Genomic DNA, 13,649 nt, shown 5'->3' with positions numbered 1-13,649 from the left:
CCTGACTAGGAGCCTCTCTCATGACATCCCTTGTGCAAACGCTCATCCTCGGAGTGCTCGTCGGCGCGCTGTACGCGCTGATGGCATCCGGACTGACACTGATCTTCGGGGTCATGCGGGTGATCAATCTGGCCCACGGCGCGTTTGCGGTCCTCGCGGCGTTCCTCACCTTCACGCTGTGGCGCAGCCTCGGCCTTGACCCGCTGCTGTCCATCCCCATCGTCATGGTGGTGATGTTCGGGTTCGGCTGGCTGGTGTACGTGCTGGTCATCCGGCACGTCCGCGGTGCCCACGTGACGATGACGGTGCTGGCCACCTTCGGAATCGCGCTGATGCTCGAGGGCATCATGGGCTTCATCTGGGGCAACACCTCGACCACGGTGGTGGTGTCCTACACCGACGCGTCGCTGACGCTCGGGTCGATCTATATTCCGCAGGCCATGCTCATCGCCGCGGTCATCGCGGCCGCGGTGATGGGCGGGCTCTACCTCCTGCTCAATCATACCTGGGCGGGCCGGGCGATTCGCGCGGCGTCCTCCAACGAGAGTGGCGCGCTGCTGGTGGGGGTGAGCGTCGCGACCATCGCCGCACTCACCTTCGCCATCGGCGTGGCCACCCTCGGCGCCGGCGGCGCGATGCTGTCCACCATCTATCCATTCCTGCCCGGCACCCACTACCAGTGGATCGCCCGACTGCTCGCGATCGTCGTCCTCGGTGGCCTCGGCAGCCTGCCGGGCGCGGTGCTCGGCGCGCTGGTGATCGGCATCGGTGAGATGGCGGCCACCGCCTACATCGGAGCGGCCTGGCCCGTCGCGGTGCCCTTCCTCGTCATCATCGTCGTGCTGATCACCCGGCCACAGGGCCTGATGGGCACCCGGCTCCGAGAGGACGCGGTCGCATGAGTACCTCCGATACCGGTTCACGGCTGCTCGATCCCAGACTGCACACGAGGGTGAGCCGCGGTGTGCTCACCGTCGCGGCCCTCGTGATCCTGCTGTTTCCCTTGTCGCCCAGCATGTCCGCACAGAACATAGTGATCCTGTCGTTGGTGTTGGCAATCGGGGCCAGCGGGCTGAACATCATCACCGGATTCACCGGATACCTGTCCCTGAGTCAGGGCGCGTTCATCGGCATCGGCGCGTATGTCGGCGCCATCATGGCCAACCGGTTCCCCGATATCGAACCCCTGGTGTGGGTGCCGGTGGCCGGCGTGATCGCCGCGCTCATCGCGATGCTTCTCGGACTCGTCACCTACCGGTCCCGCGGCCCGGCGTTCGTCATCATCACCGTGGCGTTCCTGTTCCTCATCCAGTTCGTCGCCATCGAATGGGTTTCGGTCACCAACGGCAGTTCGGGTCTGACGCTGCCGCTGCCGGATTGGCCAGAGGCGTGGGGTAACTGGCCCTTCCATCTGATCCTGGTCGCGCTGCTGGCCGCCTCCGTGTCGATGACGTGGTGGATCCGGCGCACAAAGTTCGGTATGGGCCTGATCGCCATCCGTGAGGACGAGGGCAAGGCCGGCACCATCGGTGTGAACGCACCCGTCTACAAGCTGCTGGCCTTCGGTCTGTCCGCGCTGTTCGTCGGGATGGCAGGCTCGGTGTACGGGTACTACCTGTCCTTCGTCGACCCGATCGGCATGTTCTCGATCATCACCAGCGCGCTGATCGTGCTGGCGGTGATTCTGGGCGGCCGTGGCACGTTGTGGGGTCCGGTCCTGGGCGCCTTCATCATTCAGCCGGTCAACATCTACGCCAACCAGGCGTTCGGTGGTGGCAACGCGCGACTGGTGCTCTTCGGCGGTCTGCTGGTGCTGCTGGTGATCCTGCTGCCGAAGGGGATCCTGCCGACGGCGGCCGCACTGATCGAGAAGGCCAGAACCAAAGGTACAGTGGGACTTTCCGGTGCACGTCTCAATCCTCTCGACCGCCCACTGGTCCGCACCGAGCTGCGCAGACCCGAGCCGACCGGCAAGACGATCCTGGAGGTGCGCGGGCTGTTCAAGAGTTTCGGTGGCAACCACGCCGTCAACGATTGCAGCTTCACCGTTCCCGAAGGATCCATCACCGCACTGATCGGACCCAACGGGTCGGGAAAGACGACGGTGTTCAATCTGATCTCGGGCACCATGGCCCCGGACAAGGGCGAGATCCTGTTGGGTGGAGAGCACATGGAGGCGCTCTCACCGTGGTCGCGGGCACACCGGGGACTGGGCAGGACGTTCCAGATCACCCGCCTGTTCCGCGAGATGACGGTGCTGGAGAACGTCGTCGCACCGCTACGGGACTTCTCGGTGTCCCAGCTGGGGCTCGGCGCGGTCAGCGGCACCGAGGCTGCTCGGGCCGAGGAACTCCTGGAGTTCGTCGGGATGGCCGCCTACCGCGATGCGCAAGCCGGGGCACTGTCCTATGGCCAGCAGAAGCTCGTCGAACTCGCCCAGGTCCTGATGCTCGATCCGAAGTTGATCCTGCTCGACGAACCCGCAGGCGGCATCAACCCAACGCTGATCGAGCGGATGGGCGATCTGATCCGCGAACTCAACGCGGGCGGAAAGACCTTCCTGCTGGTCGAGCACAACATGCCGTTCGTGGTCGGCCTGTGCGATCCGATCCGGGTGCTCGCCCGCGGAGCGGTGATCGCGCAGGGCAGCCCGGAGCAGATCCAGAAGGACCCGCTGGTGCTCGACGCCTACCTCGGCGACGACTACCTGCTCGAAGCGCCATCGAAGGGCTCGAAAGCACCTGTTGCTCAAAGAATCCGGGAAGGAAACCCAGCATGATCAAACTGGAAGGGGTGGTTGCCGGCTACGGCGGCGGCAATGTCCTGCAAGGTGTCGATCTCGAGGTGGGCCCGGGCGAACTCGGCTGCATCGTCGGTCCCAACGGCGCAGGAAAATCCACGGTGCTGCGCGCCGTCAGTGGCATCCTTAAGCCCAGTGCGGGCCGGATTCTGCTGGACGGCAAAGACATCACCGGTCTCGCCCCAGATGAGGTGCTCGGGTGCGGCGTCACGCAGGTGCCGCAGAGCAACGGGTTGTTTCCGACGCTGACCGTCAAAGAGAACATCCTGATGGGCGCCTACGTCATCCGCCGGCAACGGGCCCTGGTCAAGCAGCGCTACGACGAGGTGCTCGGCATGTTCCCGCTGGTGAAAGACAAGACGGGGATCCGCTGCGGCAACCTCTCCGGTGGCCAGCGCCGGATGGTCGAATTCGCGCGTTCGCTGATGCTGGACCCGAAACTGGTGCTGCTCGACGAACCGTCGCTCGGACTGGATCCCAAGTCGCTTACGGTGATCGACGAGGCCGTCGCGATCATGCGGTCGCAGGGCAAGGCCATCCTGATGGTGGAACAGAACGTCCGTTTCGGACTTCGGATGGCATCGACCGGCATTGTGATGGAAAGCGGCCGGGTGCTCCTCACCGGCCCCGCGCGATCGGTCCTGGAAAACCCTGAGATCGCCGACCTCTACTTCGGTGGTGCGGTGCATGCACCCAGCACATCCGACATCCCGGCAACACAACCGACAGCCTGACAAAGAATAGGAACCTGAACATGTCTACCTCGAATCTGAAGATCGGCTGGATCGGCGCAGGCCGGATGGGTGCCCAGCTCGTCACCCGACTGTTGGACGCGGGCTATGACGTCACCGTGTACAACCGCACCGCCGCCAAGGCCGCCGCACTGGTCGAGAAGGGCGCCAAGGTCGTCACCAAGCCGGTGGACCTGGCCGACCGGGACCTGGTGTTCGCGATGGTGTCCACGTCGGCCGACCTCGAGCAGGTGATGCTGGGGGAAGGTGGTCTGCTGACCGGTAGCGCCTCGCCGCGGGTCATCGCCGACTCGTCGACGGTCTCCGCCGAGGCCAGCGCCAAGATCCGGGAAGCGGCCAACTCCCGTGGGTGCGATTTCCTGGCCACTCCGGTCAGTGGAAACCCGAAAGTCATTGCGGCGGGCAAACTCACCGTCGCGGTGTCGGGCCCGCGTGAGGTCTTCGAGACCGTGGAACCGGTGCTGCAGGTGTTCGGCCGCAGCGTCACCTACGTGGGCGAAGGGGAGGTGGCGCGGTTGGTCAAGATCGCCCACAACCTGATGCTCGGCGTGGTGACCCAGTGCCTGGCCGAAATCACCGTACTGGTCGAGAAGGGCGGTGTGAGCCGCGCCGACTTCTTGGCATTCCTCAACGACTCGGTGATGGGATCGACTTTCACACAGTACAAATCGCCGGCCTTCGTCAACCTCGACTTCACGCCGACGTTCACCATGGGGCTGCTGCAGAAGGACTTCGACCTCGGACTCGAAGCCGCCTACCAGCTCAAGTCGCCCATGCCCATCGCGTCGGCCACCCGGCAGATCGTGGCTCAGGCCGCCGGCGCCGGTGTGGGTGTCGAGGAGGACTTCGCGACACTGCTGCTCGAGGTGGCCCGCGGCGCGGGCCTCGAGCTTGCGGCCGAGAACGTCGCCGTCGACGACGGCCTGACCCCGCCGGTGCACACGTGAGCACGCGGCAACTCGGGGCGCCCGGCCACATGGGCGTCGACTACGAGGAGCGCGTCGACTTCGCCCGACTCCGGGACTACCGGATCTCGAGGGCGAAGGCGGCGCTGGAAGCCAGTGGCTGTGGCGCCTTCCTGCTGTTCGATTTCTACAACATCCGTTACACCACGCAGACGTGGATCGGCGGAGCGTTGGGCGACAAGATGATTCGCTACTGTTTGTTGACCCGCGACCGGGATCCGATCCTGTGGGACTTCGGTTCGGCGGTGCGCCACCACAAGCTCTACAGCCCGTGGCTGCCGCAGGAGAACTGGCGGGCCGGGTTCCTCGGCTTCCGCGGAGCGGTGGCCCCGGACGCGGGTCTGATGCGCGACGCGGTCACCGAGATCAAGTCCATCCTGGTCGAAGCCGGGGTCGCCGACGCCCCGGTGGGCATGGACATCGTCGAGCCACCTTTCCTGTTCGAGATGCAGCGCCAGGGTCTGACCGTGGTGGACGCGCAGCAGAGCATGCTCGATGCCCGGGTGATCAAGTCCTCCGACGAGATCATGCTGCTCAATCAGGCCGCGGCCATGGTCGACGGTGTGTACCAGGACATCGTCGACGTGCTCAAACCCGGTGTGCGCGAGAACGAGATCGTCGCGCTGGCCAACAAGCGGCTCTACGAGCTCGGATCCGACCAGGTGGAGGCCGTCAACGCGATCTCCGGAGAGCGGTGTAATCCGCATCCGCACAACTTCACCGATCGGATCATCCGTCCGGGAGATCAGGCGTTCTTCGATATCATCCACTCCTACAACGGGTATCGGACCTGTTACTACCGTACCTTCGGCGTCGGTTCGGCGACCCAGAGTCAACGGGATGCCTACAAGACCGCGCGGGAGTGGATGGACCGCTCGATCGAAGCGATCCGCCCCGGTGTGGGGTCGGATCACATCGCCCGGCTGCTGCCCAAGGCCGAGGACTTCGGATTCGAGAACGAGATGGCGGCCTTCGGTCTGCAGTTCGCCCACGGTCTGGGGTTGGGATTGCACGAGCGGCCTATCATCTCGCGGCTGAACTCGCTGGAGAATCCGGTCGAGTTGCAGGCCGGCATGGTGTTCGCGATGGAAACGTACTGCCCGGCTTCGGACGGGACGTCGGCGGCCCGGATCGAGGAGGAAGTGGTGGTCACCGACGACGGTCCGGTGATCCTCACCAAGTTCCCGGCCCAGGAGCTGTTCGTGGCCAACGAGTACTAGCCCCGCAGCCGCTCGGCGACCTCGGGGGACAGTCCGGCGAGGCTCTCGACCCCGAGGTCCCCGTGGCGCAGGTCCAGGGTCTTGAGGAACTTCTGCTGGCCCATGGTCAGCGCAATGAAATAGCCGAGTTCGACCAGTTCGGGTTCGGTGAAGTGGGCGTGCAGTTCCGCCCACAGCGCGTCGTCGGCCAGGTTGGGATCCCACGCGATGGCCTCGGCCCACATCAGCGCCGATTTCTCCCGGTCACCGAGCACGGTCGAATCACGGAACTCGATCACCTCGTCGAACTCCCGCTCGGTCAGGCCCGCCTCGGCGCCCAGGTGTGACCGCTGCCCCGCGCAGTAGCCGCAGTCCAGACTCTTGGCGATGAACACGCGCGCGAGTTCCTTGATCGAATGGTCGAGCACACCGTCGCGGAACGTCTGCTGCCACGACGCGGTGAAGGTGCGCAGCACAGCGGGCACATGTGCGCGGATGGCCTGACTTTCCAGCCGGGGCGTGCCGAAGGTGCGGGACTGCGCCAGGATGTCGACCAGATCGGGCTCGGTGACGCTCTCCGGCCGGACATAGCTGATACGTGCCATCTTTACGCCTTCCAGACCGTCTTGAGGTTGCAGAACTCGCGGATGCCGGCCGCGGCGAGTTCGCGGCCGTAGCCGGAGTCCTTGATGCCGCCGAACGGCAGCTCGGGGTAGGACACCGTCATGCCGTTGAGGAACACCGCACCGGCATCGAGGTTGGCGACGAACCAATCCTGTTCCTCCGGGTCGTTGCTCCACACCGCCGAACTCAGCCCAAAGGTGGTCTGGTTGGCGATCCTGACGGCCTCTTCGCGATCGGCCACCTTGTACACCGACGCGACCGGTCCGAATGTCTCCTCCAACACAATCCGCATATCGTCGGTCAGCCCGGCCAATACGGTCGGGTTGTAGTACCAACCCGCCCGCTCGGGTGCGCTGCCACCGGCGAGCACCTCGGCGCCTTTCAGAACCGCATCGTCCACGATTTCGGCGACGTCGACACGGCCTGACTCGGTGGCCAGCGGGCCGACATCGGTGGACTCGTCGAGCGGGTCACCGACCTTGAGCGCATTCATCTTGGCGACGAACAGTCGGGCGAACTCGTCGTAGACGTCCGCGTGGACGATGAAACGCTTTCCCGCGATGCAGGATTGACCGTTGTTGGAGATGCGGGCCTTCACTGCGGTGGTGGCCGCTGCTTCGATGTCGGCGCTGGGCATCACGACGAACGGGTCGGAGCCGCCGAGTTCGAGGACAGCCTTCTTGATCTGCTGCCCGGCGATACCAGCCACCGAACGCCCAGCGGGTTCGGAGCCGGTGAGCGTGACGGCGGTGACCCGGCTGTCCTCGATCACGGCCGCGACGTCACCCGCGCCGATCAGCAGGGTGCGGAACGAGCCGGCCGGAAAACCACCCCGCTCGAAGAGGTCGTCGAGATAGAGCGCAGACCGCGGGACGTTCGATGCGTGTTTGAGCAGCCCGGTGTTGCCCGCCATCAGTGCCGGGGCGGCGAAGCGGATCACCTGCCACAGTGGGTAATTCCACGGCATCACCGCCAGCACCACGCCCAGCGGCTGCCACACCGTGCCCGCGGCCGACGCCGCCACCGACGACGGATCGGCCAGTTCCTCTGCGGCCAGGAAGGACTCGGCGTTGTCGGCGTAGTAGCGGATGTTCTTGGCGCACTTGAGCACCTCGGCCCGCGACTGGGCGATGGGTTTGCCCATCTCGACGGTGATCATCTCCGCGGCCTTGTCGACGTCGGCCTCCAGCAGGTCCGCGGTCGCGTGCATCCAGCGGGCGCGCTGCGCATAGCTGGTGCTGCGCAGCTTCTGACTCGCGTCGAAGGCTTGCGCGATTCGTCGCTGCACCTCGTCCGCGGAATGTGCCTCGAAGGTCTCGACCGTCTCACCGGTCGCCGGATTGATCGTTGCGATTGCCATGAATTCCTTCTCTCGGGGGACGGCTCAGTCGAAAACTTCTGGGTGGCGCGCGAGTTGGCGCCGAGTACGCCGGATATGGCCGAGCAGTACACGTTCGGCCTCCTCGGAGTCCTGATCGCGGATCGCCGCGACCAGCATGTGATGTTCGTCGTGCACGATGCGGTGGCTGTCATCGTCGAGCAGCCGGGTGAACGCGCGACGGTAGTGCTGAGTGGTGTTCCACAGCCGCTCCACGGTGGGCCCCAGGAAAGAGGTTCCGGCACCGGCATAGCTGCCCAGGTGGAACTCGCGGTCCAGTGCCAGGAACTGCTCGACGTCGCTGGTGCGGCGCATCTGCTCGGCGAGTTCGGCCAACCGCTCGACGCTCGGGTCATCGAGGTGCGGCAGGCTGTACCGCAGCAGCAGCGGCTCGATGCGCTCGCGGACCTGGTAGAGCTCCACGCATTCGTCGAGGCTGAGTGAGGCGATCCACGCGCCGGCGTTGGCCACCGTCGTCACCAGGCCGTCGGCTTCCAGGATGCGCAGCGCTTCCCGAACCGGCACCCGGCTGGCGCCGTACCGTTCGGCCAGCGCCTCCTGTCGCAGCCGGGTGCCCGGCGGGTAGCCGCCGGTCAGGATCGCTTCGCGCAGTTCGTCGGCGACTCGGGCCCCGGTGATCCCGTCGCGCACCGGCGGAGGTTGAGTCATGTCAGCTCGCCGGGTGATTCGGATTCCACAGCAACACCGGTGCATTGGCCTCGTAGGCTTTGCCGCTCGGGAAACTGACCAGTTCGAATTGCATGCCCCACGGGCTCAAAAAGTACACCCAGCGCTGCCCCTCGCTGGCGTTTCTGCTGGCGGTCGGGGCGCCCTGCACGCGGATCCCCTCGGCACGAAGGTACGCGACAGCGGCGTCGATATCGTCGACGTAGAAGGCCAGGTGGTGCCCGCCGATATCGCTGTTGCGGGGTTGCGCCGCTTGGCCGTCGGCGGCCTCGTACTGGAACACCTCGAAGTTGGCGCCGGTGCCGCACCGGTAGAACCGCAACTCGCGCATGACCGTACGGGGATGGACGTTGAGGTGCTCGGCCATCCAGTCGTCGCCATGGGCATAGGGGCCCAGCGTGTAGACGTGTGCGCACCCGAGTACGCGGACGAAGAAGTCGTGCGCCTCGTCCAGGTCGGGCACGGTGAATCCGATGTGGTCAGTACCGACCAGGCCGGGCAGCGGCATGCAATGAACCTTCCCAAATGGATCCAATAGTTGGCAATAGTAGCGCCCAAGTTCACGATTTTGGAGTAGATATGGCCAAAGTGGATCCAATTGGGCTACCGTGGGATGTGCATCACACACCGCCACCCGGACGTCCGGCCGATGGAGATTGAGGGCAATGCCAACCGAAACCCGCCTGGAGACGGGCTCTCCGTGGATCGAACTCGGCACCACCGACGCGGACTACGACGCCGCCGACCCGGTACTGCTCGGCACCATGCTGGGCCAACTGCACCTCATCCGGGCCTTCGAGGAAACCGTCCTCGAATTGGCAGGGGAAGGCTTGGTACACGGGCCCGCCCACTCCAGCATCGGGCAGGAGGGCGGGGCGGTCGGATCCATCGTCGGGCTGCGGTCCACCGACGCGGTCAACGGTTCCCATCGCGGTCATCACCAGTTCCTGGCCAAGGCGCTCACCCATGTGTCCGGTGGGGTCATCGATCCCGCAGCCGCCGTCACCCCGAAGGTTCAGCGGGTGCTGCAACGCACCCTGGCCGAGATCCTCGGGCTGGCGCAGGGCTACTGCCGAGGGCGTGGTGGATCCATGCACCTGCAATGGTTCGAGGCCGGAGCGCTGGGCACCAATGCCATCGTCGGCGGCGGCGTACCGATGGGCGCCGGGAACGCCTGGGCGCAAAAGCACAGCGGCACCACCGATCTGACGATCAGCTACTTCGGAGACGGATCCAGCCAGATCGGTTCGGTACTGGAGTCGATGAACCTGGCCGCAGCCTGGAAGCTCCCGTTCTGCTTCTTCATCGAGAACAACCTGTACGCCGTCTCGACGCGGGTCGACGAGATCACCGCGGATCCACGGCTGTCGGTCCGGGGTCAGGGGTTCGGCATCCCGGGCTGGCGGGTCGACGGAATGGATCCACTCGCGGTCCACCTGGCGACGATGCAGGCGGCCGAACGGATGCGCGGGGGCGAGGGACCTGCTGTCATCGAGGTCGAGGTGTACCGCTTCTTCCACCAGAACGGCTCGTACCCCGGTAGTGCGTTCGGGTACCGCAACAAGGACGAAGAGTCGCAGTGGCGAGCGCGTGACCCGCTGGACAAGATGGCCACCCAGATGGTCAGGCGGGGGCTTATCGATCAGGCCGGCGTGACCGAACTGCGCAGGCAGGCCCAGCAGGCGATGACCGCCGCAGTGGCCGAGCTGCTGGAGACCGATCCGGAGTCGCCGGGCAAGCGGCGCATCCGGCCCGAACTGTGGCCCGACCCGAGCTTCGTCAACGTCGGCGTTCGTGGCGACGCCGGCGAGCTGACCGCACTCGAGGTGCTGGAACCCACGGCGCACCAAGGGCCATGGCGCGAAGTGAAGTTCATCGAAGCCGTCGCCGGCGTGATGGACCGGCGGATGGCCACCGACGAGCGCATCGTGATCTTCGGTGAGGACGTCCACCGCCTCAACGGCGGCACCAACGGCGCCACCAAGGGCCTGGCCAAGTACGGCGGGCAACGCCTGGTGGGCACGCCCATCAGCGAGAACGCCTTCACCGGCCTGGCCGGCGGCCTCGCACTCGACGGCCGCTTCCGGCCGGTGGTGGAGTTCATGTATCCGGACTTCATGTGGGTGGCAGCTGATCAGGTGTTCAATCAGATCGGCAAGGCGCGCCACATGTTCGGCGGCGACAACGCGGTGCCGCTGGTGCTGCGGACCAAGGTGGCCATGGGCTCGGGCTACGGCTCTCAGCACCTGATGGACCCCGCCGGGATCTTCGCCACCAGCCCTGGGTGGCGGATCGTCGCGCCGTCGACGGCCGCCGACTATGTGGGTCTGATGAATGCGGCTCTGGCGCTGCAAGATCCAGTTCTGGTCATCGAGCACGTCGACCTGTACGGCACCGCTGACAGGATTCCCGACGGCGAGCTCGACTACATCATCGCGCCAGGAACCGCCGCCATTCGCCGCACCGGCAACGAAGTCACTGTCATCAGCTACCTGTCGATGGTGGCGCGCTGCGCCGAGGCCATCGAACAGACCGGCATCGACGCCGAGTTGATCGACCTGCGCTGGCTGGACCGGGCGTCGATCGACTGGCGCACCATCGAAGCGAGTGTGAAGAAAACGAATGCGGTGCTGATCGTCGAACAGGGGGCACGGGGCAGCTCCTACGGCGGGTGGCTCGCCGACGAGATCCAACGGCGGCTCTTCGACTGGCTCGATCAGCCCATCGAACGGGTGTCGGGGGAGGAAGCCTCGCCCAGCATCTCTCGGGTACTGGAGCGGGCGGCCATCGCCGGCACCGAGGAGATCGTGGTCGGCCTGGAGAAGATGCGCGTCGCGATGGGACGGTCCTGATGGCCACCGTGGTACGGATGCCCGAGGTGCTCGCCAACTCCGGCGAGGCCATCATTCAGACCTGGCTGGTATCGGTCGGTCAGGAGATCGCCATCGGCGACCCGATCGCCGAAATCGAAACGGAAAAGGCGGTCGTCGAGTACGCGGCCGAAGTCGAGGGCATCATCGCCCAGCTGGTGGCCGAGCAGGGCGCAACCATCGCGGTAGGTGAACCCATCGCCGTGGTGACGGCGCCGGGCGAGACGGCCGACGCGGTCGACACCAGCGCACGGGACCCGGAGTCGGCGGCGCCGGTGATCGAGAAGATCGCCGAAATCGCCGAGTCGGCGCCACAGGCAAACGGCCACCGCCTCTTTGCCACTCCACTGGTTCGAAAGATCGCCCGTGAGAAGGGGATCGACCTGACGACGGTGACAGGCACCGGGCCGTCGGGCCGCATCGTCCGCCGTGATCTGGACCGGTTGCCCGCCCCCGAACCCGTCCCGGTTCCGGCTCCGGCCGTGACGGCGGCTGATCAGGGGCAGACCGGCTACATCGACATTCCGCTGACCGGCATGCGCAAGGCGATCGCGCGGCGGCTCACCGAGAGCAAGACCACGGTGCCGCACTTCTATGTCAGTGCCGACTGCCGGGTCGACGCCCTGCTGGAACTGCGCAGGAACGTCAATGCAGCCGCCCCCGCCAAGGTGTCGGTGAATGACTTCGTCCTCAAGGCGGTGGCGGCAGCCCTTGTCGAAGTGCCCGAGGCGAATTCGATCTGGCACGGCGATTCGATCCGCCGGTTCGACGGCGCGGACATCGCGGTGGCCGTCGCCGTCGACGGTGGACTGCTCACCCCGGTTCTGCGTGGCGTGGACCGGCTACCGATCTCCTCGGTCGCGGCCCAGGTGGCCGACCTGGCCGCTCGTGCCCGTGCGGGCAGGATCAAGCAGCAGGAACTCGAAGGCGGCAGTTTCTCGGTGTCGAATCTCGGTATGTACGGCGTCGACGCATTCTCGGCCATTCTCAACCCGCCGCACTCGGGCATCCTCGCCGTCGGCGGCGCTTCCCAGCGGCCCGTGGTCATCGACGGTGAGTTGGCCGTCGGCACGGTCATGTCCGTGACCCTGTCGGCCGATCACCGGGCCATCGACGGCGCAGTGGCCGCGCAGTGGATGGCGGCCTTCACCCGCAGGATGGAGAATCCGCTGACCATCCTGATCTGAGAAATGTGACGTTGTCTACGCCGGGAATGAACGCCCCGGTGGCGGCGCTGAGACCAGCATGACGTTCACGCTCGCCCCCGATGCCACCCTGCTCAAGCCGCTGCGCGTCGGCGCGACCGAAGCCGCCAACCGGATCTTCATGGCGCCGCTGACCCGCTCGCGTGCCCAATCCGACGGCACCCCATCGGATCTGGCCGCCGAGTACTACTCGCAGCGGGCCGGCGCCGGCATCATCATCAGTGAGGCCACCGCGGTGTGCGAGCAGGCCAACGGTGCCTACATGAACACCCCGGGCATCTACACCGACCGCCACCAGGCCGTGTGGGCCGAGATCGCTTCGGCGGTGCACGCCAAGGGCGGCAAGATGTTCGTCCAGCTCTGGCACGTCGGCCGGATGGCCCATCCCGAGATCAGCGGCTTCGACGTCGTCGCCCCGTCGGCCATCGCCGCGAACGCCGTGACCCACACCCCGTCGGGCAAGCAGCAGCTGACGGTCCCGCGGGCGCTGCGGGTGGACGAGATCGAGTCCATCGTCGGGCAGTTCCGTTCGGCCGCGCGCCGTGCCGTCGACGCCGGGATGGACGGGGTGGAAATCCACTCCGCCAATGGCTACCTGCTGCACGAATTCCTCTCCGATGTCGTCAACGTCCGCACCGACGCCTACGGCGGTTCCCCGGAGAACCGGGCCCGGTTCACCGCCGAGGTCGTCGAGGCCGTCGCCGACGAGATCGGCGCCGAGCGGGTCGGGCTGCGGATCTCACCCGGGGGAACTGCCGGGGACATGCGCGAGAACGACACCGTCGGCACCTACGAGGCCCTCTTCGGCCGCATCACGGGTCTGGGCATCGCCTACCTGCACGTGCTGATCGATCCGTCGACCCAGACGTTCGGGGCGCTGCGGGCGCTGTGGAGCGACACCCTGGTGCTCAACACCGGCCGCGACACCGGCACCGACTTCTGCCAGCTGGAAAGCCTGGCCGACTGGGGCGCCGCCAGCGCCGTCGCCGTCGGGCGCACCTGGCTGGCCAACCCCGACCTCATCGACCGGCTGGTGCTCGGGGCAGAGCTCAACGAACCGGACGCCGGCACCTTCTACGCGTCCGGCCCCGCGGGTTACATCGATTACCTGACGCTTGACGAGCTGGAAGAAGCCCGCACCGCCTGATTTCCGGCGCTCAATGGCCACT

12 protein-coding genes are annotated in these 13,649 nt (G+C 66.2%); 8 read left to right on the top strand and 4 right to left on the bottom strand.

Annotated elements, in window-relative coordinates:
• The first annotated feature begins 20 nt into the window (after positions 1 to 20).
• Genes ASE48_RS18400 through ASE48_RS18380 form a run of 5 tightly spaced genes read left to right on the top strand, consistent with a single transcriptional unit; the run spans position 21 to position 5,737 of the window.
• Positions 21 to 902 (top strand): branched-chain amino acid ABC transporter permease, encoded by an 882-nt coding sequence (locus tag ASE48_RS18400; RefSeq protein WP_057168532.1) that lies wholly within the window; start codon positions 21 to 23, stop codon positions 900 to 902.
• Complete coding sequence (locus tag ASE48_RS18395) at positions 899 to 2,779, top strand: branched-chain amino acid ABC transporter ATP-binding protein/permease (RefSeq protein WP_082614270.1); 1,881 nt, start codon at positions 899 to 901, stop codon at positions 2,777 to 2,779. The genes ASE48_RS18400 and ASE48_RS18395 overlap by 4 nt, the downstream gene beginning before the upstream one ends.
• Positions 2,776 to 3,534, top strand: a complete 759-nt coding sequence (locus ASE48_RS18390; protein ID WP_057168530.1) for an ABC transporter ATP-binding protein — start codon at positions 2,776 to 2,778, stop codon at positions 3,532 to 3,534. Before ASE48_RS18395 ends, ASE48_RS18390 begins: the two co-directional genes overlap by 4 nt.
• A 20-nt stretch (positions 3,535 to 3,554) precedes the next feature.
• Positions 3,555 to 4,499: an NAD(P)-dependent oxidoreductase gene (locus tag ASE48_RS18385; RefSeq protein WP_057168529.1), complete on the top strand. Its 945-nt coding sequence runs from the start codon at positions 3,555 to 3,557 to the stop codon at positions 4,497 to 4,499.
• Positions 4,496 to 5,737 carry a M24 family metallopeptidase gene (locus ASE48_RS18380; RefSeq protein WP_057168527.1) on the top strand — a complete coding sequence of 414 codons (1,242 nt, stop codon included), beginning with the start codon at positions 4,496 to 4,498 and terminating at the stop codon, positions 5,735 to 5,737. The genes ASE48_RS18385 and ASE48_RS18380 overlap by 4 nt, the downstream gene beginning before the upstream one ends.
• Here the strand turns inward: ASE48_RS18380 and ASE48_RS18375 are convergent.
• Genes ASE48_RS18375 through ASE48_RS18360 form a run of 4 tightly spaced genes read right to left on the bottom strand, consistent with a single transcriptional unit; the run spans position 5,734 to position 8,913 of the window.
• The gene (locus tag ASE48_RS18375) at positions 5,734 to 6,321 is read right to left on the bottom strand and encodes a carboxymuconolactone decarboxylase family protein (protein ID WP_057168525.1); all 588 of its coding nucleotides are present in this window, start codon (positions 6,319 to 6,321) and stop codon (positions 5,734 to 5,736) included. The genes ASE48_RS18380 and ASE48_RS18375 overlap by 4 nt on opposite strands.
• 2 nt (positions 6,322 to 6,323) lie before the next feature.
• Positions 6,324 to 7,700, bottom strand: a complete 1,377-nt coding sequence (locus ASE48_RS18370) for an NADP-dependent succinic semialdehyde dehydrogenase (RefSeq protein ID WP_057168523.1) — start codon at positions 7,698 to 7,700, stop codon at positions 6,324 to 6,326.
• A 24-nt stretch (positions 7,701 to 7,724) separates the two neighbouring features.
• Positions 7,725 to 8,387, bottom strand: coding sequence for a GntR family transcriptional regulator (locus ASE48_RS18365; protein ID WP_057168522.1), 663 nt, complete (start codon positions 8,385 to 8,387; stop codon positions 7,725 to 7,727).
• A gap of 1 nt (position 8,388) precedes the next feature.
• Positions 8,389 to 8,913 carry a VOC family protein gene (locus ASE48_RS18360; RefSeq protein ID WP_057168520.1) on the bottom strand — a complete coding sequence of 175 codons (525 nt, stop codon included), beginning with the start codon at positions 8,911 to 8,913 and terminating at the stop codon, positions 8,389 to 8,391.
• A 157-nt stretch (positions 8,914 to 9,070) separates the two neighbouring features.
• Between ASE48_RS18360 and ASE48_RS18355 the strand changes: the two genes are divergently transcribed.
• Genes ASE48_RS18355 through ASE48_RS18345 form a run of 3 tightly spaced genes read left to right on the top strand, consistent with a single transcriptional unit; the run spans position 9,071 to position 13,627 of the window.
• A complete protein-coding gene (locus ASE48_RS18355; protein WP_057168518.1) occupies positions 9,071 to 11,257 on the top strand; it encodes an alpha-ketoacid dehydrogenase subunit alpha/beta in 2,187 nt (728 codons plus the stop codon).
• On the top strand, positions 11,257 to 12,462 hold the full coding sequence (locus ASE48_RS18350) for a dihydrolipoamide acetyltransferase family protein (protein ID WP_057168516.1): 1,206 nt from the start codon (positions 11,257 to 11,259) through the stop codon (positions 12,460 to 12,462). The genes ASE48_RS18355 and ASE48_RS18350 overlap by 1 nt, the downstream gene beginning before the upstream one ends.
• 58 nt (positions 12,463 to 12,520) lie before the next feature.
• A complete protein-coding gene (locus ASE48_RS18345; protein WP_057168514.1) occupies positions 12,521 to 13,627 on the top strand; it encodes an alkene reductase in 1,107 nt (368 codons plus the stop codon).
• Positions 13,628 to 13,649: the final 22 nt, after the last annotated feature.

It is taken from the genome of Mycobacterium sp. Root265 (assembly GCF_001428895.1).
Taxonomy (GTDB): Bacteria; Actinomycetota; Actinomycetes; order Mycobacteriales; family Mycobacteriaceae; genus Mycobacterium.
This window is presented reverse-complemented; position numbering and strand designations above follow the sequence as displayed.